Genomic DNA, 21,911 nt, shown 5'->3' on the forward strand with positions numbered 1-21,911 from the left:
CGGGGGCACGGACACCGGACCCGGGTCCGGTCGGGGAGGAGCAGCATGACCACTCATCGAACTCGTCGCGCGGCTGGGCTCTGGCTCATCGGCGCGTCGACGCTGGCATTGACGGCGACCGGGCTCGCGCTCGGCTCGGGCACCACGGCGGGGGCCGCTCCCCCGCCGACCGGCGATGCGGCCGCCCGGCCGCTGCCGGGCTACATCAACTACGTCGCACCCCGCGCGGAGGAGTCGTCCGGCACCGACCAGGCGCTGCGCGTCAACGGCAGGCGCGTCGCGAAGGGCAAGGCCCAGCAGCAGCAGCGCATGCTCGAGCGCGCGAAGCAGGTCGACCGCAAGCACAGCCAGGGCAACCCGGTCGCGGCGCGCCAGCTGGCGCGCGTGGAGGCCGAGTCGCTGCGCACCGGGAAGAGCCCCAAGGAGGTGCGCGACCAGCGGTTCAAGAAGGCCAGGTCCACGCAGCAGGCGCGCCTGCTGACGATCCTCGTGGAGTTCAACGAGCAGGCGAACGACGACTTCACCGGCCAGTACGTCCCCGATGGCTACGGCGCCGAGACGTGCGTGCCCGGCACCGTGCAGAACGGGCCGACGCACAACCAGATCCCGAACCCGGCGAACAGCGACCTGCCCGACAACAACTCGATGTGGGTCAAGGACTTCTCGCCGGCGCACTACAACGCGATGCTCTACTCCAAGAAGGGCATCACCCAGCGCGTCCGCCCGGACCTGCGCGGTCCCGACGGCCGCCGCGGCATCGACATCTCCGGGTACACGATGAAGAACATGTACGAGGAGATGTCCAAGGGCGCCTACACCGTGGGCGGCACCGCCACCCCGTGGGTGACCGTGGACCACTCCGAGGCCTACTACGGCGCCACGGTCTGCCACCAGGACGAGAACGGCGAGTGGGTCTACGGCGCCGTCCAGGACATGCAGGGCCACCCGGACAACCCGCTGGGCCCCGGCCAGCTGCCGATCGACGCGGTCGCGGCGCTGGCGGAGGCGCAGCCGAACTTCCCGTGGGCCGACTACGACCTGGAGGACCAGGGCGACGTCGACGGTGACGGCAACCTCCTCGAGCCCGACGGCATCATCGACCACGTGGTCCTCGTGCACGCCGGCGAGGACAAGTCCGGTGGCGGCGGCGCCGAGGGCCCGTACGCGATCTGGGCGCACTCGTCGGCCGTGGCCGGCGGGGCCCCCGTGCCGGGGACGAACCTGCGGCTGTCGAACTACATCGTGCAGCCCGAGGACTCCGGCGTCGGCGTCTTCGCCCACGAGTACGGGCACGACCTCGGCCTGCCGGACCTCTACGACACGGCCAGCGGCGGCGACTCCGACGTCGACTTCTGGGACCTCATGTCGTCCGGCTCGCACTCCGGCCCCATCTTCCAGTCGATGCCGACGCACATGGGCATCTGGGACAAGTGGGTGCTGGGCTGGGCCGACCCGCTCGAGATCAATCCGGGCGACCGGTCGCGCATGGTCAAGGTGGGCCAGACCAGCCGCACGCCGAAGGGCACCGAGGACGGCATCAAGATCAACCTGCCGGACAAGGTCGTCACCCGGGCCGAGCCGCACAGCGGCGAGAACATGTGGTGGGGCAACAACGACCAGAACTGGGCGATGAACTCGCTGTCCCGCTCGATCGAGGTGCCCGACGCGGCCGACGCGCGGTTCTGGATGTGGAACAACTACGTCATCGAGCAGGACTGGGACTTCGGCTTCGTCGAGGTCTCGACCGACGGCGGCGCCACGTGGACCCCGCAGAAGGTGTACGACGAGAGTGGCACCGAGGTCACGACCCCGGACGACTACCCCGACCCGAACGGCAACCTGGCCACGTTCGGCAACCGGCGGTACGGCCTGACGGGGACCTCCGGCGGCTGGCGCCACGACTACGTCGACCTGAGCGCCTGGGCCGGCCAGACGATCCAGGTCAGGCTGATGCAGTCCACCGACGCGGCGTTCACCGAGCGCGGCTGGTTCGCCGACGACTTCTCGGTCACCGGCGGCGGGGCGACCACGTTCACCGATGACGTCGAGGGCGGGGCCAACGGCTGGACCGCGACGATCGACTCGTGGGTGGCGGGCGAGGCCCGCGGCGCCGGCTGGGTCATCGACAGCGGCACCGCGTCGAACGCCCAGTACTACCTGGTGGAGTGGCGCAACCTCGACGGCTTCGACAAGGGCCTGAAGTACGCCTACGACACGACGTACCAGAAGCTCGGCGAGGACGGTGCGTGGAAGGTCGAGAAGATCCGCTACAACGCGCCCGGCGCGCTGGTCTGGTACCGCGACACGTCGTACGGCGATGCCAACCACGTCCTCAACAACCTCACGTCCCTGCCGAGTGAGGGCGCCAAGGGCGGCCTGCTGATCGTCGACAGCCACTTCGACCCGCTCCGGCGGACCGGGGCGAACGCGGCCAACGACACCAGCACGCTGAAGAACCTGCCGTCGAGGCCGCAGTCGTCGAACGCGGCGTTCAACCTCTTCGGCACGTACGCCTTCCGCGAGTGCACGACGAAGCCGGACTTCACGGGCGAGGCGTGCAACCGCTTCGGGGCGCAGCGGGCAGTGCGGTCGTTCACCGACGACCGCGGCTGGTACCCGGGCATCGAGGTGCGGGGCGACAGCCTCTTCTACCGCGACGCCGACGCCTCGACCGTGGTCCCGTCGGTGGGCAACGCGCCCTACAGCACCCGCGTGGTGGACGAGAACGGCAACCCGCGCACCGACCTCTACGGCACGGACGTGGGCCTGGTGACGCCTCTCGGATCCGGCAACCCCGCGGACGACGGGGTCGGGTTCGGCACCGGCGTGAAGGTGGAGAAGGCCTTCAAGGGCAATCTGGCGGCACTGCTGAGGATCACTCCTCCGACCGTGCCGTGACGCAGACGAGCGGGCGGGTGGGCCTGGCCCATCCGCCCGCTCCTCGCGTGCAGCTGCGAGAGGATCAGCCGAGGAGCTCGGCGACCTGCGCCAGACCGAGGCGCTTGAACTTGCGCGGCTGGCTGCGGGTGCGGTCGAGCACCGCGACCTCGAGGTCGGCCGGGGCGATCGTGCGCGCGGGCTCGGCGTCGTTGCCCAGGGCCGTCCGGGCCAGGCGCAGGGCCTCCGCCAGCGGCAGGTCCGCTTGGTAGTGCGTGCTGAGGTACTCCTCGACCTTGTCGCTCTGGCCGCCCATCACGCCGTAGCCCGGCACGTCGGCGACCGAGCCGTCGTAGGTCAGGCGGTAGATCTGGTCGGCGGAGGGCTTCGAGCCGACCTCGGCGACGAAGATCTCGACCTCGTAGGGCTTCTCTCCGCCGCTGGAGAAGATCGTGCCCAGCGTCTGCGCGTACGCGTTGGCCAGGCCGCGGCCGGTGACGTCGCTGCGGTCGTAGGAGTAGCCGCGCATGTCGGCCAGGCGGACGCCGGCGATGCGCAGGTTCTCGAACTCGTTGTAACGACCCACGGCGGCGAAGCCGATGCGGTCGTAGATCTCGCTGATCTTGTGCAGCGCACGCGAGGGGTTCTCGGCGACGAAGACGATGCCGTCGGCGTAGCGGACGACCGCGACGCTGCGGCCCCGGGCGATGCCCTTGCGGGCGAAGTCCGCCCGGTCCTTCATCAGCTGCTCGGGCGAGACGTAGAAGGGGGTGGTCATGGCGCTCCTAGGTCAGCGGGGCGGACGGGCCGTCGGGCGACTGCATGCGCCCGCCGATCACCAAGTCGGCGATCGCGGCGGTCCTGGACTCGTCCCACGCGCGGTAGCCGTCGGCGGTGATCACCGAGATGAGCGGGAAGATCCGGCGCGTCAGGTCGGGGCCGCCCGTGGCGGTGTCGTCGTCGGCGGCGTCGTACAGCGCCTGGACGACCGCCGTGACGGCATCGGTCTCGGTCATGCCGGAGCGGTAGAGCTTCTTGAGCGAGCCGCGCGCGAACGTGGAGCCCGAGCCCACCGAATGGAAGGTGCGCTCCTCGTTCTTGTTGCCGGTGACGTCGAACGCGAAGATGCGGCCCTGCTCGGCCTCGAGGTCGTAGGCGGCGAACAGCGGCACCACGGCGAGTCCCTGCATGGCCATGCCGAGGTTGCCGCGGATCAGCGTCGCGAGCCGGTTGGCCTTGCCGTCGGTGGAGAGCGTGGTGCCCTCGATCTTCTCGTAGTGCTCGAGCTCGACCTGGAACAGTCGCGTCATCTCCACGGCGATGCCCGCGGTGCCGGCGATGCCGACGCAGCTGAACTCGTCGGTCGGGAAGACCTTCTGGATGTCGCGCTGCGCGATGACGTTGCCCATCGTGGCGCGGCGGTCGCCGCCCATCACGACGCCGCCGTCGAACGTGGCGGCGACGATCGTGGTCCCGTGGGTCACGTCGAGGCCGGACACGGTGCCGACCGGGGCGCTCGGGAGCAGGTCAGGAGCCTGGGTGGCGAGGAACTCGGCGAACGAGGAGGATCCGACGGCGCGGAAGCCTCCATCGAGCATCACTGCCCGCCCTTCTGGACGAAGCTGCGCACGAACTCCTCGGCGTTCTCCTCGAGGACGTCGTCGATCTCGTCGAGGATGGAGTCGACGTCGTCGTCGAGCTTCTCCTTGCGCTCGGCATCGACCTCGGTGGTCTCGACCTGCTCTTCGTCGACGTCGCTCTTGCGCGTCGTCCTCTGCTGTTGCTCGGCCATGTCTCCACCCTATCCACTAGCGGCCCGTGATGGCCCGGAAGAGTTCTGCGGCGCTCCCGACGCGCTGGAACAGTCCGTCGACGTGCTCGGCGGTGCCCTTGAGCGGCTCCATCGTCGGCACGCGCTGGAGCGAGTCGTGTCCGGGCAGGTCGAAGATCACCGAGTCCCACGACGCCGCGGCGATGTCGCCGGAGAACCGCTGCAGGCAGCGGCCGCGGAAGTAGGCCCGGGTGTCGTGCGGCGGCTCGGTGACCGCCTCCTCGATCGCGGCGTCCTCGAGCAGCCGCTCCATGCGCCCGGCGGCCACCAGCCGGTGGTAGAGCCCGCGCTCGGGGCGGATGTCGTGGTACTGCAGGTCGACCAGGTGCAGCTTCGCGTGGTCCCAGTCGAGGCCGTCGCGCTCGCGGTACTGCTCCAGCAGCGCCAGCTTGGCCACCCAGTCGAGCTCGCGGACGAGGCTCATCGGGTCGTCCGCGAGGCGGGTGAGCACCGACTCCCACCTCTCCAGGACATCGAGCGTCTGCGGGTCGTCGTCGCCCTGGCTCTCGACGAACTTGCGGGCGTGCTCGAGGTAGTGCTCCTGCAGCTCCAGCGCGGTGATGCTGCGCCCGTCGGCCAGCTGCACGGTGGTGCGCAGGGTGGGGTCGTACGAGATCTGGTGCAGCGCGCGGACGGGCTCGGCCAGCTCGAGCGGCTCGGGCAGCGCGTCGGCCTCGATCATCGCCAGCACGAGCGACGTGGTGCCGTGCTTGAGGTAGATGGAGGTCTCCGACAGGTTCGCGTCGCCGATGATGACGTGCAGGCGCCGGTACTTCTTCGGGTCGGCGTGCGGCTCGTCGCGCGTGTTGATGATCGGCCGCTTCAGCGTGGTCTCGAGACCGACCTCGACCTCGAAGTAGTCCGAGCGCTGGCTGATCTGGAACGCGTGGACGCTGCCGTCCTGGTGCTGGCCGACGCGGCCCGCGCCGGTGATGATCTGGCGGCCGACGAAGAACGGCGTCAGCTGGCGCACGATCGACAGGAACGGCACGTCGCGACGCATGAGGTAGTTCTCGTGCGAGCCGTACGCGGCGCCCTTGTTGTCGACGTTGTTCTTGTAGAGCATGATCGGCGCGACGCCGGGCACCCGTGCCGCCAGCCGGGCACCGCGCAGCATCACGAGCTCGCCGGCCTTCTCCCAGCGCACGACGTCGAGGGGGCTGGTGACCTCGGGGCTGGAGTACTCGGGGTGGGCGTGGTCGACGTACAGGCGGGCGCCGTTCGTCAGGATGATGTTGGCCAAGCCCATGTCCTCGTCGGTGAGCTGGGAGGGATCGGCCGCGTCACGGCCGAGGTCGAAGCCACGCGCGTCGCGCAGCGGGCTCTCCTCCTCGTAGTCCCAGCGGGCGCGGCGCGTGAGGCCGTTCGCGGCCGCGTAGGAGTTGACCACGTGGGTCGCGGCCACCATCGGGTTCGCCTGGGGCTGGCCCTGCACGGCGATGCCGTACTCGACCTCGGACCCCTGGACTCGTCGGACGCTCACGCTGGCCAGCCTACGTCGTCACGCGAGCCCCGCCCGGGCTACGCGCGCGCCGTCCGGCGCGCGAGATGTGTAGCGCTGTCCACCGTTTTTTCGGCCGATGGGCCGAAAGAGGGTGGATACCGCTACACATCTGGGGCCGGGGACCGGTCAGAGGACCTTGCCGAGGTGGACGGAGTCGTCGTACTCGGCGTAGTAGCCGAAGGGCGGCACGTCGCCGTAGCCGGCCGAGCGGTAGAGCGCGATGGCCTCGGGCTGCTCGGTGCCGGTCTCGAGGACGAGGCGGCGGATCCCCTGGCGGGCGGCGCTGCGCTCGAGCTCCTCCAGCACCTGGCGCGAGAGGCCCTGTCCGCGGTGGGAGTCGAGCACGAACATGCGCTTGATCTCGCCGTCGGTGTCGCCCGCCGGGCCGCCGCGGCGCCAGCCGCCCATGGCGACCGGCACCTCGTCGACGTAGCCGATGAAGAAGATCCCGTTGGGGTGGTCGAACTCCTCAGGGTGCATCGGCGAGGAGTCGCCCACCTCGCTGGCGTAGCGCCGGACGTACTCGGCCTGGACCAGCTCGGTGAGCTTCACGGCGTCCGGGTGGTCGTAGCGGACCACGCGCAGTTCGAGTGTCAGAGGTACTGTCCCGTGTTCGCGACCGTGTCGATCGACCGACCCGGCTCGTTGCCGCCCTTGCCCGTGATGAGCGTGCGGATGAAGACGATCCGCTCGCCCTTCTTGCCCGAGATCCGCGCCCAGTCGTCGGGGTTGGTGGTGTTGGGCAGGTCCTCGTTCTCCTTGAACTCGTCGACGCACGCCTGCAGCATGTGCTGGACCCGGAGGCCCTTGCTGCGGTGGTCGAGGAAGTCCTTGATCGCCATCTTCTTCGCGCGGTCGACGATGTTCTGGATCATCGCGCCCGAGTTGAAGTCCTTGAAGTACAGGATCTCCTTGTCGCCGCCGGCGTAGGTGACCTCGAGGAACTGGTTCTCCTCGCTCTCGGTGTACATCCGCTCGACGGTGCGCTGGATCATCCCGTGCACGCACGCCTCACGGTCGCCGTTCCACTCGCGCAGGTCGTCCTCGTGCAGCGGCAGCGTCGTGGTCAAGTACTTGCTGAAGATGTCGCGTGCGGCCTCGGCGTCGGGGCGCTCGATCTTGATCTTCACGTCGAGGCGACCGGGTCGCAGGATCGCCGGGTCGATCATGTCCTCGCGGTTCGAGGCGCCGATGACCAGCACGTTCTCCAGTCCCTCGACGCCGTCGATCTCGCTGAGCAGCTGGGGGACGATCGTGTTCTCGACGTCGGACGAGACGCCCGAGCCGCGGGTGCGGAACAGCGAGTCCATCTCGTCGAAGAAGACGATGACGGGGGTGCCCTCGCCGGCCTTCTCGCGCGCCCGCTGGAAGACCAGGCGGATGTGGCGCTCGGTCTCGCCGACGTACTTGTTCAGCAGCTCGGGACCCTTGATGTTGAGGAAGTAGGAGCGACCCTCCTCCCCCGTGCGCTCGCTGACCTTCTTGGCCAGGCTCGCCGCGACCGCCTTGGCGATCATCGTCTTGCCGCAGCCGGGCGGGCCGTAGAGCAGGATGCCCTTCGGCGGCTTGAGCTCGTGCTCGACGAACACCTCGGGGTACAGGTAGGGCAGCTCGACGGCGTCCTTGATGATCTCCACCTGGTTGCCCAGGCCGCCGATGCTGGTGTAGTCGATGTCCGGGACCTCCTCGAGGACCAGCTCCTCGACCTCGGACTTCGGGATGCGCTCGTAGACGTAGCCGGCGCGGCTGTCGAGCAGCAGGGAGTCGCCCGCGCGCAGGCGCTCCTGCGCGAGGGTGTCGGCCAGCCGGACGACCTTCTCCTCGTCGGCGTTGCCGAGGACGAGGGCGCGCTCGCCGTCGGGCATGAGCTCCTTGAGCATCACGACCTCGCCGATCTGCTCGAACGCCAACGCCGCGACCACGTTCATGGCCTCGTTGAGGATGACCTCCTGGCCCTTGCGCAGCGCGTCCTTGTCGACGGCGGGGCTGACGTTCACCCGCAGCTTGCGGCCGCCGGTCATGACGTCGACCGAGTCGTCCTCGTTGCGCTGCAGGAACGTGCCGAAGCCCGTGGGCGGCTGGGCGAGGCGGTCGACCTCCTCCTTGAGCGCGACGATCTGGTCGCGCGCCTCCCGCAGGGTGGAGGTCAGGCGCTCGTTCTGCGCGGCCGTGCTGGCCAGGCGCGCCTCGGCGTCGGCGAGGCGGGCCTCGGCGTACCTGTCGGTGTACTCGCTACCGGTCATGTGACACCTCCTGGAGGGATTGCTACGACCCTACCCGCCGAGCACGTCCTCACCAGTCCATCTCGCGACGGATGTGTTGCGATCGTGTTGCGCGGTGCACGGGCAGGCTCCCACGGCGTGTCCTGACTACGATGTGGGCCATGACTCGAGGGACTCTCCTGACGCTGACGTGCGCCCTGACGCTGAGCCTGGGACTGGCCGGCTGCGGTGGCGACGACGACCCGGCGGGTCCGCGTCCCAGTGCGTCGGCCTCGGCCTCCCCCACGGTCGACGACGAGGAGACCGCCGTCGCCGCCGCGTACACGGCCTTCCTCGAGGAGAAGCGCACGATCGAGAACTCGGGCACGGTGCCGGAGGACGCCTACGAGGCCACCGTCGCGCCCGTCCGGATCGAGAAGGAGCGCGCGCTCGCGCGGCAGTACGCCGAGTCCGGACTCGTCCGCGTGGGTCAGTCCGAGGTCAAGGACCCCGAGGTCGTCGACCTGTCCGGCGACAGCGCCACGCTCGTGGTCTGCGAGAACGAGGACGGCTGGGGCTTCAAGCCGAAGGGCCAGGAGGTCCAGTACCCCGACAACGGCTGGGGTCCCCGCGGCATGAAGGTGGTCCGCGTCGACGACCGCTGGCTCGTCGCCGAGCCGATCGACCAGAGCCAGCTGCCCGCGAAGGACTGCGGCGCATGACCGGCCTCGCACGCCGCCTCGGCGCCCTCCTGACCCTCGTGCTCGTGGGCGGGTTCCTCATGGCCTCCCCCGCCGCCGCGGACCGCGTGTGCCTGAAGGAGGGCCTCATCCAGCAGCCCGACGGCTCCGCCACCTACGGCTGCATCCAGTGGTCGGAAGGTGGCGGCGGCGACTCCGGCGGTGGCGGGGGCGGCGGCGGGAACGCGACCCCCTCGTGCACCTACCAGGACGTCTACGACGACTTCTGCATGGGCGATCGCGCCTGCTTCATGAACGATCCCGCGGTCTACCAGGACGTCGAGGAGATCCGCGAGCGCGGCGACTCGATCTCGGACAAGCCCGACGACGCCGACCACATCATCTACGTCGGCTGCATCGGGCCCGACGGCACCGAGTACCGCAACTGGTACTGGGACACCGAGTTCGAGACCGTCTCGGTGCGCGACCGCCTGCTGGCCGCGTACGGCCGGATCGTCCTCCCGGACGTGACCCCCGTCCACAACCCGCCGACTCGCACGCTGGTCAACCTCGACACGTGGTGGTGGGCCGAGGGCGCCTCGTCGAACCCGATCGTGGGCTCGGAGGCGCTCGGCCTCGTGGCGATCGCCGAGCCGCGCGAGATGACCGTGAGTGCCGCCGGGCAGTCGATCAGCTGTCCGGTGGTCACGACCCGGTCGGACGCCTGCTCGATGACCTTCCGCCGCAGCGGCTCGCACGTCGCCACGATGCGGATCCTCTACGACATCCGCTTCGAGCTGGACGGCGCGCCGTTCGCGGTGCCGGCAGGCAACGACGAGCTGCTGACGATGGAGTCCAGCGACACGGTCACGGTGCCGGTGCTCGAGGTGCAGTCGCTCGTGACCGACCTCGGCTGAGCCTCACACGTCGGCCGGACGCGGTCCCACGTAGTCGGGGCCGTAGGCGCCGGGAGCGGGGCGCCGCGTCTTCGGCATCGGCTTCTGGCCGGGTGCCAGGCGCCGCGCGGTGACGAGGAACGCCGTGTGCCCGTTCATCTTGTGGTGAGGGCGCACCGCCAGGCCCTCGAGGTGCCAGTCGCGCACCAGGGTCTCCCACGCGTGCGGCTCGGTGAACCCGGCCGACTCGCGCAGCGACTCGACGAAGCGCGACAGCTGCGTGGTGGTGGCGACGTAGCCGCACACGATGCCGCCGGGCACGAGGCGCTCGAGTGCCAGCGGGATGCAGGTCCACGGATCGACCATGTCGAGGATGATGCGGTCGACCTCGGGGCCGTCCGCCGCGTCGCGGAGGTCGCCGACCGTGAGGGTCCAGGTGTCCGGAACGCCGCCGAGCGCCTGCTCGACGTTCTTGCGGGCGGTCTCGGCGAACTCCTCGCGCAGCTCGTGCGACTCGAGGTGTCCCTCGGGCCCGATGGCGCGCAGCAGGTAGGAGCTGAGGCTGCCCGATCCGGCGCCGGCCTCGATCACGCGCGCGCCGGGGAAGATGTCGGCCTGGACGAGGATCTGGGCCGCGTCCTTGGGGTAGATGATCGCGGCGCCGCGCGGCATCGAGACGACGTATTCGAACAGCAGCGGGCGGAACACCTGGTACGGGAACTCCAGCGACGTCTCGACCACGATGCCCTCGGGGCGGCCGATGATGTCGTCGTGGCGGATCTGCCCCTTCTTGGTGCTGAACTCCTTGCCGGCGACGAGCTGGATGTTGTGTTTGCGGCCCTTGGGGTCGGAGAGTCGGATCCACTCACCCTCGACGAAGGGGCCGGTGCGTTGGTGGTTCATCCGGCCTCACGATAGGCGCGGTCGACGGTGGAGGCGAAGAGGGTCCCCACGACCGTGCCCCGGTCGTCGACCAGCGCGTACGCGTTCGAGGGATTCTCCGCCATCGCGACCAGCAGGTCGCGGCCCTTGAGGTCGACCGAGATCGGCACCGCGCCGGTCGGCGGCGGCTCGGGACGCATGAGCCTCTCGGCCCTCAGCGCACCGATCCGGGCGAGCGCGACGCCCTGCTTGAGGGCGTAGGACGCGCCCTGCCAGAGGAAGAGGGCGACGGCGAGCAGCAGCAGGGCCCGGCCGATCGCGAACGTGTCGTCGCCGAACATCATCGGGACGGCGAAGGCGACCAGGACGAGGGCGGCGACGCGGCCGATCCAGCCGGCGACGCGCACGCCCTTGGCCTCGCTGCCGGTGACCGCCCAGATGAGGGCGCGCAGCACGCGGCCCCCGTCGAGCGGCAGGCCGGGCAGCATGTTGAAGACGGCGATCAGCAGGTTGATGAAGCCGACCGACCACAGCACCGAGTGGCTCGCGCCCGTCGTCGCGGTCGCGCCCCACAGCGCCGCGATGCCGAGCACGAACGAGCTCAGCGGTCCGACGATCGAGGTGACGAGCTCCTGCCAGGGGTGACGCGAGTCTCCCTCGATCCGGGTCTCGCCGCCGAGCAGGTGCAGCTCGACCGCGGACACCCGCATGCCGAACCAGAGAGCGGCGGCGAGGTGCGCCAGCTCGTGCAGCAGCACCGAGACGTACAGGCTCAGGACGAAGACGATCGCGGTCAGGTACGGGTCGGGGCCCGCACCGAGCGACTCGAACTGCGGCGCGAAGACGATCACCAGGATGACGCCCATCACCAGCAGGGAGGGACGCACGACGATGTCCGCGCCCGCGATGCGCGCGATGCGCCAACCGCCACTCATGGGTACAACGTACTGGCGTCGTCGCGGGCGGCTCGCCTTCTGGGGGCGGTGGCGCAGCGCGAGTTCCGGCGTCAGAGAGCGGCGAGGCGCCCGAGGTCCTCGACGGTGAGGTGGGTGAGGCTCGTGATGATGGTGCGTCGCGGCGCCTCGGGCACGTTGACCGCGTGCGGGACCGCCACCACGTGGCATCCGGCGGCGTTCGCGGACGCCGCTCCCGTGCGGGAGTCCTCGATCGCCACGCAGTCGGCGGCCTGCACGCCCAGCAGCTCCGCCGCGCGAAGGTAGGGCTCGGGGTGGGGCTTGCCGTGCGTGACCGCGTCGCCCGTGACGACGGCGTCGAACCCGAGGATCTCCACCACCGGCTCCGCGATGTAGTCGTACGACATGGTGACGAGCGCCTGCGGCACACCGGCCTCGCGCAGGGCCGTGATCAGCTCGACCGCTCCGGGGCGCCAGTCCTGCTTCTCGCGCAGGCCCGCGGCGACCTTGCCCCCGAGCCAGGCCGTGATCTCCTCGGGCTCCATGTCCGAGCCGATGCGGCGCTTGATGTAGACGGCGGCCTCCCGCAGGTCGCTGCCCACGAGGGACAGCGCGTCCTCCTCGGTCCAGACCGCGTCGTGCTGCGCCGCGAGCTCGTACTCGCCGCCGATCCACAGCGGCTCGGTGTCGACGATCGTGCCGTCCATGTCCCACAGGACGGCGGCCGGGAGGTGCGAAGGCGCGTTCATGGTCAGTCTCTCGAGAGGGGGCACTCACGACCAACGTCTCACGCGGGGCCCCGGCGCGTGCCGGAGGGCACGCTCCCGAGCGGGCGTCCCACGTTCCGGACACCCCTCGCCTTGAGCTCAAAGTCACCTAATCTACTCGTGTTTGACCACTACGGACGTCGGAGCGAGGTGACATGGGGATCGTCGTGGCCTTCGCGCTGGCGGGCGGACTGGCTCAGCTCGTCGACGGCACCCTGGGCATGGGCTTCGGCGTCACGTCGGCCACCGTGCTGCTGTTCATGGGCGTCGCGCCCGTCACGGCGAGCGCCGCCACCCACGCCGCGAAGCTGCCGACGACGCTGATCAGCGGGCTCTCGCACTGGCGTGAAGGCAACATCGACACCGCGGTCCTGGTGCGCGTCGCGCTGCCGGGCGCGGTGGGCGGGTTCCTGGGCGCCGTCGTGCTCACCACCATCAGCCTCGCCTCGGCGAAGGGCTGGATGTCGGGGCTGCTGCTCTTCTTCGGCTTCGTGATCTTCGCCCGGTTCGGCCTCGGGATCCGGCTGATCCCGACGCCGAGGAACGGCCACACTGCGCGCTGGCTCTCCCCCATCGGCCTGCTCGGCGGCTTCGTCGACGCGACCGGGGGCGGTGGCTGGGGTCCGGTCGTCACCCCCAGCCTGATGACCGTCACCCGCCACGAGCCGCGCCAGGTGGTGGGCACCGTCAACGCCGCCGAGTTCCTCGTCGCCGTCTCCGTCTCGTTCGGCTTCCTCACCGGCGCCGCGCAGCACGGGATCCCGTGGCTGCCCGTCCTCGGTCTCGCGCTCGGCGGTGCCGTCATGGCTCCCATCGCGGCACGTCTCGCCGGCCGACTCCCCCACGCGCCGATGGGCACGATGGTCGGCGGCATGGTCATCCTGGTCAACGGGGTCACGATCATCGCGGCCCTCGGCGGCCTCCCCAGCTGGCTCGACGCCCTGCTGGTCCTGGCCGCGGTCGGCGCCACCGGCACCGTCGCCGCCAGGGCGTGGCGCCGCGAGCGGGACGACCGCCGCGCCGCCGTGCTGGCTCCGACCTCCTGAGCCTCGTCAGGCGGGTCGGCGGGCGACGACCTCGATCCAGCGGGTGGGGGCCTCGATCGGATCGGGTCCGAAGTGACGCCTCAGGGCGTCCTCGGCGACCTGTGTCGCCTCCTCGAGCTCCATGGTCGAGTGCCGCTCGATCGCCAGCCGCAGCGGCGTGCCGTGGCAGAAGGCCTCCGCGGCCTCGGCCGCCGTGGTGCGGCTCGTCCCGGCGAGGGACCTGATCGTGGCGTCCGGCATCCCGGCCTCCTCCAGGTCGTCGCGCAGGTGCGGGACGTGGAAGTAGCCGTGCGGCAGGCGGCTCATGAAGTCCAGCGGCTCGTGCGGGGTCGCCGTGACGAGGGCGGAGTGGACGACCCACGGGACCTCGCTGGTCTCGATGCGGTCCCAGACCGTGTAGGCGAGGGTGCCGCCGGGACGCAGCACCCGCCGGGCCTCGCGGAGCCCCCGCACGCGATCGGGCAGGAACATGACGCCGAACTGGCACACGACGACGTCGAACTCCTCGTCGCCGTACGGAAGGTCGAGCGCATCGGCCTGCCGCCACCGGACGTCGCCCGCGTCCTGCGCTCTCGCCGTGTCGAGCATCGACTCGCTCAGATCGGTGGCGGTGAGGCGGGCGTCCGGACAGCTGCGCGCCAGCGCCCTCGTGAGCACTCCGGTGCCGGCGGCGGTCTCGAGGATGTCGGACGGGGTGGTCTCCGCCACGACGCGGGCGAGGTGCTCCGCCGGCTCCTCGAAGATCATCGGCACGAGGAGCCGCTGGTAGACCTCCGCGATGCCGGCGTGGAACTGCGCGTCCGGGCTCGTCGGGGAACCTGCGCCCATCTTCGCAAGGTACGCCGCCGGTGCGGCCCCGACAATGCTCCGAAGGAGCCTCAGCGCACCGTGAGCGTGAGCGGCTTCGACGCGATGCGGAACGTGTCCTGATCGCCGCCCCAGATCCACTTGTACGTGTGCGTCCCCTTCGGCTGCTTGATCGTGTAGATCTTCGACTTCCCGAGCTTCACGTAGAGGAACTTGATGCGCTTCCCGTCGCGGTAGAGCGAGAGGCGCAGCGGCTTGTCGCGCCACAGGTCGAACTCGGCGCGCGTGCGGTAGGTGTTGCCGATCCGGACCCCGAACCGCACCTCACCGGGCCCCGCGAGCGGCACCCCGTTCCTCACGTACCCGCGGTCGCGCAGGAACGTCGACCAGTGCACCTTGGTCACCAGCTTGACGTTGCGGACGACCTCGCCGGGCTTCGAGATCCTGACCAGCGACGGGAACGTCACCTTCGGGATGTTGTCCGAGAAGTCCTGCCGGCCCGTCAACGGCCACGTGCCGGTCGGCAGGCCGCGCAGCGTCAGGATGCCGCGGGCGTCGGTGAACGAGTAGCGCTCGCCGAACACCGGGCTGGTCGCTCCCTTCGCCTCCACGAGGTAGCGCGGCAGACGGTGGCCGGACGGCGTCGTGACGGTGGCGCGCACCGTGCTGCCTCGAGCCACCTCGAACGTGCCGAGCGAGGTCGTGCCCTCCTGCACCGTCACCGTGACGGGGTCGACCCAGGTGTACTTCACGGGGTTCGGCTCCCAGTAGAAGCTGTCGGTGAAGTACTCCTCCGCGACCAAGGTGTACTGGCCGGGCGCCGCGGCGGTCGTGCTGAACTCGCCGGTCGCCGACGTCACCAGGTCGATCGCGGCACCGCCGCCGGCTGGCGTGAGCCGGACCTTCATGCCCTTCACCGGGCGGTCGAGATCGTCGACGATCCGGCCGGTCACCTGCGTCGCGGGTGCCTCGGCCACCGCCGGCTGCATCGCCGTCGCCGCCAGCACCATCGTCATGACGGCCACCACGGCCGCTGCCCATCCCCGCATGCTCGATCCCCCCGGACCTGTCGGACTCCTCCAGCGAGGGTACGTCGCCGCGTGAGTCATGTCACGGCTGTGACGGATGGGAACAAGGACGCGCGGCGGCGCGTTCAGGACCACTGTCGCCTCGGGCGACCCGTCCCCCACCGCACGACCGCACAGGAGCACTGTGACCACCACTGCCACCTCGGCACCGCCCACCTCGAGCACCGACCACTCCGGCCGCCTCATCGCGCTGCTGGTCGGCTCGGCCTTCGTCGTGATCCTCAACGAGACGATCATGAGCGTCGCGCTGCCCGAGCTGATGCGCGAGTTCGACGTCCAGGCGACGACGGCGCAGTGGCTGACCACGGCGTTCCTGCTGACCATGGCCGTGGTCATCCCGATCACCGGCTTCCTGCTGACGCGCTTCCCGCTGCGCCGGGTCTTCATGGCGGCGATGATCTCGTTCACCGCCGGCACGCTGCTCGCGGCGTTGGCGCCCACCTTCGGCGTGCTCGTGGCCGCTCGCGCGGTCCAGGCCGTCGGCACCGCGCTGATGATGCCGCTGCTGATCACGACGATCCTCAACCTGGTGCCGGCCGACCGCCGCGGTCGCATGATGGGCACGGTCTCGATCGTCATCTCCGTCGCGCCCGCGATCGGCCCGACGATCTCGGGCCTCGTCCTCGACCAGCTCGACTGGCGCTGGATGTTCTGGCTCGTGCTCCCCATCGCGCTCGTCGCGCTCGTCCTGGGCGCGGCGTGGGTGCGGAACGTGACCGAGCCGGTCGACGTGCCCATCGACGTGCCCTCGGTGGTCCTCTCGGCCCTCGCGTTCGGCGGCCTCATCTACGGCCTCAGCAGCATCGGCGAGGCCGCCGCGGGCGAGGTGTCCCTGTCGCCGTGGATCCCGATCGTCGTGGGCGCCCTGGCGCTCGTCGTGTTCGTGCTGCGCCAGCTGTCGCTGCGCGAGCGGGCCCTGCTGGACCTGCGCACCTTCGCTCATCGCAGCTTCTCGATCGCGGTCGTCCTCGTCGCCGTCAGCATGATGGCGCTGTTCGGCACGCTGATCCTGCTGCCGATCTACCTCCAGTCCGTGCTCGGCCTCAGCACGCTCGACACGGGGCTCGTGCTGCTGCCCGGCGGTCTGGTCATGGGCCTGCTGGCGCCGTTCGTCGGCCGCCTGTTCGACCAGCACGGCCCCCGCCCGCTGGTCGCCCCGGGCGCCGCGATCACCTCGGCCGCCCTCTGGTCGATGTCGATGTTCGACACGGACACGTCGCAGGGCCTCGTCGTCGCGGTGCACGTCGCGATGAGCGTCGGCCTCGCGCTGATGTTCACGCCGCTGCTCACCTCGGCGCTCGGCTCACTGCCGCACCACCTGTACTCCCACGGCAGCGCCACCGTCTCGACGCTGCAGCAGGTCGCGGGCGCCGCCGGCACCGCGCTGTTCGTGACGGTGATGACGCGCCACTCGGTGGCCGAGCTGGACGCCGGCGCATCGGTCGTCGACGCCACCGCCGCGGGCGTCCACGCCGCCCTGTTCTACGGCGGCGCGATCTCCGCGATCGCGGTCGTCGTGGCGCTGTTCGTGCGGAGCACGAAGACCGAGACGGCCGAGGTCGTCGAGCCCGCCGCGCACTGACACGAGGGCGGGTTCGCCCGCCTCCGAACGTGGCGTTCCACTCTGCGGCGGCTCCCGGTTACCGGCCGGGAACTACCGTAGAGTGAACGTCATCGTTCGGAACCTTCCCGAGGCCCAGGCGAGCCCGCCGCCGGCTGAAGGTTCCCAGCATCCGTTCGCCGATGCCCCGAGGATTCTTCACCCATGACCGAGTTCGTCCCGCAGTTCCGTCCCGACGCCACCGCCGCTCTCACCGAGGCGATGGCGCGACGGATCCTCGTGCTCGACGGCGCCATGGGCACCGCCATCCAGCGCGACCGGCCCGACGAGGCCGGCTACCGCGGCGAGCGCTTCGCGCAGTGGTCGTGCGACGTCCAGGGCAACAACGACCTCCTGACGCTGACCCAGCCCGAGATCATCGCGAGCATCCACCGCGAGTACCTCGAGGCCGGCGCCGACATCATCGAGACGAACACGTTCAACGCGAACGCGATCTCGCTGCGCGACTACGACATGGTCGACCTCGCGTACGAGCTGAACTACGCCGCCGCGCGGCTCGCCCGCGAGGCCGCGGACGCCGTGGGCACGCCCGAGCACCCGCGCTACGTCGCCGGCGCGCTCGGCCCGACCACGCGCACCGCCTCGATCTCCCCCGACGTCAACGACCCCGGCGCCCGTAACGTCACGTGGGACGAGCTCGTCGACGCCTACCTCGTCGCCGCGCGCGGTCTGGTCGACGGCGGCGCCGACCTGCTGATGATCGAGACGATCTTCGACACCCTCAACGCCAAGGCGGCGATCTTCGCCGTCGAGACGCTGTTCGAGGAGACCGGCCGCCGCTGGCCCGTCGTCATCTCGGGCACGATCACCGACGCGTCGGGCCGCACGCTCTCGGGCCAGACGGTCGAGGCCTTCTGGCACTCGGTCCGCCACGTGCGCCCGCTGCTCGTGGGCCTGAACTGCGCCCTGGGCGCCGACGAGATGCGCCCCTACATCGCCGAGCTCTCGCGCATCGCCGACTGTCACATCTCCTGCTACCCCAACGCCGGTCTGCCGAACGCGTTCGGCGAGTACGACGAGTCGCCCGACCAGACCGCGGGGATCCTGCGCGAGTTCGCCGAGAGCGGCTTCTTCAACGTCGTCGGCGGCTGCTGCGGCACCACGCCGGCCCACATCGGCCGCATCGCCTCGGTCGTCGAGGGCCTGCCCCCGCGCGAGCTGCCCGAGATCGCCCCGGCACTGCGCCTCTCGGGTCTCGAGCCCGTCACCGTCACCGAGGACTCCCTGTTCGTCAACGTGGGCGAGCGCACGAACATCACCGGCTCGGCCCGCTTCCGCAACCTCATCAAGGCCGAGGACTACCCGGCGGCCCTCGCGGTGGCGCTGCAGCAGGTCGAGAACGGCGCGCAGGTCATCGACATCAACATGGACGAGGGCATGATCGACGGCGTCGCCGCGATGGACCGCTTCTGCAAGCTGATCGCGGCCGAGCCCGACATCAGCCGTGTGCCGGTCATGGTCGACTCGTCCAAGTTCGAGGTCATCGAGACCGGCCTCAAGGCCATCCAGGGCAAGTGCATCGTCAACTCGATCTCCCTGAAGGAGGGCGAGGAGAAGTTCGTCGAGCAGGCGCGCCTGTGCCGCAAGTACGGTGCGGCCGTCGTGGTCATGGGCTTCGACGAGGACGGCCAGGCCGACAACCTCGAGCGCCGCAAGCAGATCAGCGAGCGCGCCTACCGGATCCTGACCGAGGAGGTCGGCTTCCCGGCCGAGGACATCATCTTCGACCCCAACGTCTTCGCCGTCGCCACGGGCATCGAGGAGCACGCCGAGTACGGCCTGGACTTCATCGAGGCCACCCGCTGGATCAAGCAGAACCTGCCCGGCGCGCTCGTCTCGGGCGGCGTCTCCAACGTCTCGTTCTCGTTCCGCGGCAACAACCCCGTGCGCGAGGCGATCCACGCCGTCTTCCTCTTCCACGCCATCGGCGCGGGCATGGACATGGGCATCGTGAACGCGGGCGCGCTCGTGCCCTACGACACCGTGCCCACCGAGCTGCGCGACCGCATCGAGGACGTCGTCCTCAACCGCCGCGACGACGCCACGGAGCGCCTCCTCGAGATCGCCTCGGACTACGCCGGCGACGGCGAGAAGGCCGAGGCCGCCACCGAGGAGTGGCGCGACCTGCCCGTCGGCGAGCGCATCACCCACGCCCTCGTGAAGGGCATCGACGCCCACGTCGAGTCCGACACCGAGGAGCTGCGCCAGCTGATCTCCGATCGCGGCGGCCGCCCGATCGAGGTCATCGAGGGCCCGCTGATGGACGGCATGAACGTCGTCGGCGACCTGTTCGGCGCCGGCAAGATGTTCCTGCCCCAGGTCGTGAAGTCAGCGCGGGTCATGAAGAAGGCCGTCGCGTACCTCATCCCGTTCATCGAGGCCGAGAAGTCGCCCGACGACGTGGGCAACAGCAACGGCACCGTCGTCATGGCCACGGTCAAGGGCGACGTGCACGACATCGGCAAGAACATCGTCGGGGTCGTGCTGCAGTGCAACAACTACGACGTCATCGACCTCGGCGTCATGGTGCCGGCGCAGAAGATCCTGGACGCCGCGCGCGAGCACGACGCCGACGTCATCGGCCTGTCCGGCCTCATCACGCCGTCGCTCGACGAGATGGAGAGCTTCGCCGCCGAGATGGCGCGCCAGGACTTCGACATCCCGCTGCTGATCGGCGGCGCCACCACGTCGCGCGCCCACACCGCCGTCAAGGTCGACCGCAAGTACCCCGGCCCCGTCGTGTGGGTCAAGGACGCCTCACGCTCGGTGCCGGTCGTGGCCGCCCTGCTCTCGGACGAGCAGCGCCCGAAGCTCATGGCCGACATCAAGACCGACTACGACGCGCTGCGCGAGCGCCACGCCAACCGCGGCGACGCGCGCACGATCCTGCCGCTCGAGGCCGCGCGCGAGGGCCAGACGCCGCTCGACTGGTCGGCCTACACGCCTCCGGTCCCGGCGAAGCCCGGCATCCACGAGTTCGGCCCGTACCCGCTGGGCGAGCTGCGCGAGTACATCGACTGGCAGCCGTTCTTCAACGCCTGGGAGATGAAGGGCTCGTTCCCCGACATCCTCAACTCCCCCACGCACGGCGAGGCCGCGCGCAAGCTCTACGACGACGCCAACGAGATGCTCGACCGCATCATCGCCGAGGACTGGCTGACCGCACGCGGCATCGCCGGTCTGTTCCCCGCGGCGCGCGAAGGCGACAGCACGATCGTCTACGCCGACGAGTCGCGCACGACCGAGCTCACGCGCCTGCACCACCTGCGCCAGCAGACCGAGCACCGCCCCGGCGTCCCGCACCGCTCCCTGGCCGACTTCGTCGCGCCGGCCGAGACGGGCCTGCCCGACTACGTGGGCGCCTTCGCGGTCACCGCCGGACTCGGCAGCACCGAGCGCGTCACGGCGTTCAAGGCCGAGCTCGACGACTACTCCGCGATCATGGTCGAGGCGCTGGCCGACCGGCTGGCCGAGGCGTTCGCCGAGCGCCTGCACGAGCGGGTGCGCACCGAGCTGTGGGGCTACTCCCCCGACGAGAAGCTCTCGAACACCGAGCTCATCAAGGAGAAGTACGACGGCATCCGTCCTGCGCCGGGCTACCCCGCGTGCCCCGAGCACACCGAGAAGCGCACCATCTGGGAGCTGCTCGACGTCGAGGCGCGCACCGGCATCGAGCTGACCGAGAGCATGGCGATGTGGCCGGGCGCCTCGGTGAGCGGTCTGTACTTCTCGCACCCGCAGTCGCAGTACTTCGTGCTCGGCCGGATCGGGCGCGACCAGGTGCAGGACTACGCTGAGCGCAAGGGCTGGACGATCGCCGAGGCCGAGCGGTGGCTGTCGCCGAACCTCGGCTATCGAACCGAGGATGAGTAGGCTGAAGGCGTGACCGACGCCGACATCGCCCGCCTGAGGAACCCCTGGATGGTGGCCGCCTTCGAGGGCTGGAACGATGCGGCGGACGCCGCCACGAGCACCGTCGACCATCTCCTCGAGGAGTGGGACGCCGAGATCTTCGCCGAGCTCGACCCGCAGGAGTTCTACGACTTCCAGGCGGTCCGCCCGGTCATCGCGCCCTCGGAGAACGGCACGCGCGACATCGTGTGGCCCACCCCCACGCTGTACCTGGCCCATCCGCCGCGCCAGGATCGCGACGTCCTGCTCCTGCGCGCGGTCGAGCCGAACTACCGCTGGCAGGCGTTCTGCGCCACCGTGGTGGATCTCGCGCAGGCCGCCGGCGTGCACGAGCTGATCACCCTCGGCGCCCTGCTGGCCGACACGCCGCACACGCGGCCCGTGCCCGTCACCGGATCCACGAACGACCCCGTGCTGATGGAGCGGCTCTCCCTCGACCAGTCGCGCTACAGCGGCCCCATCGGCATCACCACCGTGCTCAGCGACGTCGCCGCCCGCGCGGGACTGGCCACCGCCGGCATCTGGGCCGCCGTGCCGCACTACGTGGCCGAGCCGCCCTGCTACAAGGCCACGCTGGGCCTGCTGGGCGCGCTCGAGGACGCGATCGGCGTCGGACTCCCCCAGGGCGTGCTGCGCGAGATGTCCGACGCCTGGCAGCGCGGCGCCGACGACCTCATGGAGCAGGACGAGGACCTGCTCGAGTACGTCCGCACCCTGGAGAACGAGCGCGACGCCGGCGAGCCGCCCGAGGCCTCCGGCGACGCGATCGCGCGGGAGTTCGAGCGCTACCTGCGCCGGCGCCCCACCGAGGACTCCTGACGCCCGGTCCCCTTCGTGAGCGGTGAGCAGTCAACCCTTCCCGCGGGTGGGCGGTGACTGGTCAAC

At 70.4% G+C, this 21,911-nt stretch carries 18 protein-coding genes; 7 read left to right on the forward strand and 11 right to left on the reverse strand.

What is annotated here, in order from left to right; all coding sequences use genetic code 11:
• Positions 1 to 45 precede the first annotated feature (45 nt).
• A complete protein-coding gene (locus ACGWYL_RS14345) occupies positions 46 to 2,898 on the forward strand; it encodes an immune inhibitor A domain-containing protein (RefSeq protein WP_395487529.1) in 2,853 nt (950 codons plus the stop codon).
• A 64-nt stretch (positions 2,899 to 2,962) separates the two neighbouring features.
• On the opposite strand, the gene prcA is transcribed toward ACGWYL_RS14345, so the two are convergent.
• From prcA to arc, 6 genes are all read right to left on the reverse strand, one after another.
• Positions 2,963 to 3,655 (reverse strand): proteasome subunit alpha, encoded by a 693-nt coding sequence (prcA, locus tag ACGWYL_RS14350; protein ID WP_179424304.1) that lies wholly within the window; start codon positions 3,653 to 3,655, stop codon positions 2,963 to 2,965.
• 7 nt (positions 3,656 to 3,662) lie between these two features.
• Complete coding sequence (gene prcB / locus ACGWYL_RS14355; protein ID WP_179428060.1) at positions 3,663 to 4,475, reverse strand: proteasome subunit beta; 813 nt, start codon at positions 4,473 to 4,475, stop codon at positions 3,663 to 3,665.
• Positions 4,475 to 4,669: a ubiquitin-like protein Pup gene (locus tag ACGWYL_RS14360; protein WP_179424303.1), complete on the reverse strand. Its 195-nt coding sequence runs from the start codon at positions 4,667 to 4,669 to the stop codon at positions 4,475 to 4,477. Before ACGWYL_RS14360 ends, prcB begins: the two co-directional genes overlap by 1 nt.
• Before the next feature lie 16 nt (positions 4,670 to 4,685).
• Positions 4,686 to 6,191, reverse strand: coding sequence for a depupylase/deamidase Dop (gene dop, locus ACGWYL_RS14365; RefSeq protein WP_395487530.1), 1,506 nt, complete (start codon positions 6,189 to 6,191; stop codon positions 4,686 to 4,688).
• A 147-nt stretch (positions 6,192 to 6,338) separates the two neighbouring features.
• Positions 6,339 to 6,791 carry a GNAT family N-acetyltransferase gene (locus ACGWYL_RS14370; protein ID WP_269302300.1) on the reverse strand — a complete coding sequence of 151 codons (453 nt, stop codon included), beginning with the start codon at positions 6,789 to 6,791 and terminating at the stop codon, positions 6,339 to 6,341.
• A 14-nt stretch (positions 6,792 to 6,805) separates the two neighbouring features.
• Entirely contained in the window at positions 6,806 to 8,455 is a 1,650-nt protein-coding gene (gene arc / locus ACGWYL_RS14375; RefSeq protein ID WP_179424301.1) for a proteasome ATPase, read from the reverse strand.
• A 140-nt stretch (positions 8,456 to 8,595) separates the two neighbouring features.
• Here arc and ACGWYL_RS14380 point away from each other — a divergent pair, with 140 nt between their 5' ends.
• Together ACGWYL_RS14380 and ACGWYL_RS14385 are read left to right on the forward strand one after the other, a co-directional pair.
• Positions 8,596 to 9,135 carry a hypothetical protein gene (locus ACGWYL_RS14380; RefSeq protein ID WP_395487531.1) on the forward strand — a complete coding sequence of 180 codons (540 nt, stop codon included), beginning with the start codon at positions 8,596 to 8,598 and terminating at the stop codon, positions 9,133 to 9,135.
• The gene (locus tag ACGWYL_RS14385; RefSeq protein WP_395487532.1) at positions 9,132 to 10,010 is read left to right on the forward strand and encodes a hypothetical protein; all 879 of its coding nucleotides are present in this window, start codon (positions 9,132 to 9,134) and stop codon (positions 10,008 to 10,010) included. Before ACGWYL_RS14380 ends, ACGWYL_RS14385 begins: the two co-directional genes overlap by 4 nt.
• 3 nt (positions 10,011 to 10,013) lie before the next feature.
• Here ACGWYL_RS14385 and ACGWYL_RS14390 read toward each other — a convergent pair whose 3' ends face one another.
• The 3 genes from ACGWYL_RS14390 to ACGWYL_RS14400 form a co-directional block, all read right to left on the reverse strand.
• A complete protein-coding gene (locus ACGWYL_RS14390) occupies positions 10,014 to 10,892 on the reverse strand; it encodes a tRNA (adenine-N1)-methyltransferase (protein ID WP_269302306.1) in 879 nt (292 codons plus the stop codon).
• Complete coding sequence (locus tag ACGWYL_RS14395; RefSeq protein ID WP_179424297.1) at positions 10,889 to 11,806, reverse strand: M50 family metallopeptidase; 918 nt, start codon at positions 11,804 to 11,806, stop codon at positions 10,889 to 10,891. Before ACGWYL_RS14395 ends, ACGWYL_RS14390 begins: the two co-directional genes overlap by 4 nt.
• Before the next feature lie 71 nt (positions 11,807 to 11,877).
• Complete coding sequence (locus tag ACGWYL_RS14400; protein WP_269302308.1) at positions 11,878 to 12,534, reverse strand: HAD family phosphatase; 657 nt, start codon at positions 12,532 to 12,534, stop codon at positions 11,878 to 11,880.
• Between the two features lie 173 nt (positions 12,535 to 12,707).
• Between ACGWYL_RS14400 and ACGWYL_RS14405 the strand changes: the two genes are divergently transcribed.
• On the forward strand, positions 12,708 to 13,598 hold the full coding sequence (locus ACGWYL_RS14405) for a sulfite exporter TauE/SafE family protein (RefSeq protein WP_269302310.1): 891 nt from the start codon (positions 12,708 to 12,710) through the stop codon (positions 13,596 to 13,598).
• A 6-nt stretch (positions 13,599 to 13,604) separates the two neighbouring features.
• Here ACGWYL_RS14405 and ACGWYL_RS14410 read toward each other — a convergent pair whose 3' ends face one another.
• Entirely contained in the window at positions 13,605 to 14,426 is an 822-nt protein-coding gene (locus ACGWYL_RS14410; protein WP_395487533.1) for a class I SAM-dependent methyltransferase, read from the reverse strand.
• A 50-nt stretch (positions 14,427 to 14,476) separates the two neighbouring features.
• Positions 14,477 to 15,454, reverse strand: a complete 978-nt coding sequence (locus ACGWYL_RS14415; protein WP_269302314.1) for a carboxypeptidase-like regulatory domain-containing protein — start codon at positions 15,452 to 15,454, stop codon at positions 14,477 to 14,479.
• A gap of 163 nt (positions 15,455 to 15,617) precedes the next feature.
• On the opposite strand from ACGWYL_RS14415, the gene ACGWYL_RS14420 reads away from it, so the two are divergent.
• From ACGWYL_RS14420 to ACGWYL_RS14430, 3 genes are all read left to right on the forward strand, one after another.
• Entirely contained in the window at positions 15,618 to 17,075 is a 1,458-nt protein-coding gene (locus ACGWYL_RS14420) for an MDR family MFS transporter (protein WP_395487534.1), read from the forward strand.
• 183 nt (positions 17,076 to 17,258) lie between these two features.
• On the forward strand, positions 17,259 to 20,987 hold the full coding sequence (gene metH / locus ACGWYL_RS14425) for a methionine synthase (RefSeq protein ID WP_179424291.1): 3,729 nt from the start codon (positions 17,259 to 17,261) through the stop codon (positions 20,985 to 20,987).
• A gap of 9 nt (positions 20,988 to 20,996) precedes the next feature.
• Positions 20,997 to 21,845: a PAC2 family protein gene (locus ACGWYL_RS14430; RefSeq protein WP_269302320.1), complete on the forward strand. Its 849-nt coding sequence runs from the start codon at positions 20,997 to 20,999 to the stop codon at positions 21,843 to 21,845.
• Positions 21,846 to 21,911 lie beyond the last annotated feature (66 nt).

Origin of the sequence: Aeromicrobium sp. JJY06, assembly GCF_044069275.1 — a bacterium.
In the GTDB taxonomy this organism is placed as follows: domain Bacteria; phylum Actinomycetota; class Actinomycetes; order Propionibacteriales; family Nocardioidaceae; genus Aeromicrobium; species Aeromicrobium tamlense.

Coding starts and splice junctions, on each gene's coding strand:
- ACGWYL_RS14345 (WP_395487529.1), top strand. CDS start 46: ATGACCACTCATCGAACTCGTCGCGCGGCTGGGCTCTGGCTCATCGGC.
- prcA (WP_179424304.1), bottom strand. CDS start 3,655: ATGACCACCCCCTTCTACGTCTCGCCCGAGCAGCTGATGAAGGACCGG.
- prcB (WP_179428060.1), bottom strand. CDS start 4,475: ATGCTCGATGGAGGCTTCCGCGCCGTCGGATCCTCCTCGTTCGCCGAG.
- ACGWYL_RS14360 (WP_179424303.1), bottom strand. CDS start 4,669: ATGGCCGAGCAACAGCAGAGGACGACGCGCAAGAGCGACGTCGACGAA.
- arc (WP_179424301.1), bottom strand. CDS start 8,455: ATGACCGGTAGCGAGTACACCGACAGGTACGCCGAGGCCCGCCTCGCC.
- ACGWYL_RS14380 (WP_395487531.1), top strand. CDS start 8,596: ATGACTCGAGGGACTCTCCTGACGCTGACGTGCGCCCTGACGCTGAGC.
- ACGWYL_RS14385 (WP_395487532.1), top strand. CDS start 9,132: ATGACCGGCCTCGCACGCCGCCTCGGCGCCCTCCTGACCCTCGTGCTC.
- ACGWYL_RS14390 (WP_269302306.1), bottom strand. CDS start 10,892: ATGAACCACCAACGCACCGGCCCCTTCGTCGAGGGTGAGTGGATCCGA.
- ACGWYL_RS14395 (WP_179424297.1), bottom strand. CDS start 11,806: ATGAGTGGCGGTTGGCGCATCGCGCGCATCGCGGGCGCGGACATCGTC.
- ACGWYL_RS14400 (WP_269302308.1), bottom strand. CDS start 12,534: ATGAACGCGCCTTCGCACCTCCCGGCCGCCGTCCTGTGGGACATGGAC.
- ACGWYL_RS14405 (WP_269302310.1), top strand. CDS start 12,708: ATGGGGATCGTCGTGGCCTTCGCGCTGGCGGGCGGACTGGCTCAGCTC.
- ACGWYL_RS14410 (WP_395487533.1), bottom strand. CDS start 14,426: ATGGGCGCAGGTTCCCCGACGAGCCCGGACGCGCAGTTCCACGCCGGC.
- ACGWYL_RS14415 (WP_269302314.1), bottom strand. CDS start 15,454: ATGCGGGGATGGGCAGCGGCCGTGGTGGCCGTCATGACGATGGTGCTG.
- metH (WP_179424291.1), top strand. CDS start 17,259: ATGACCGAGTTCGTCCCGCAGTTCCGTCCCGACGCCACCGCCGCTCTC.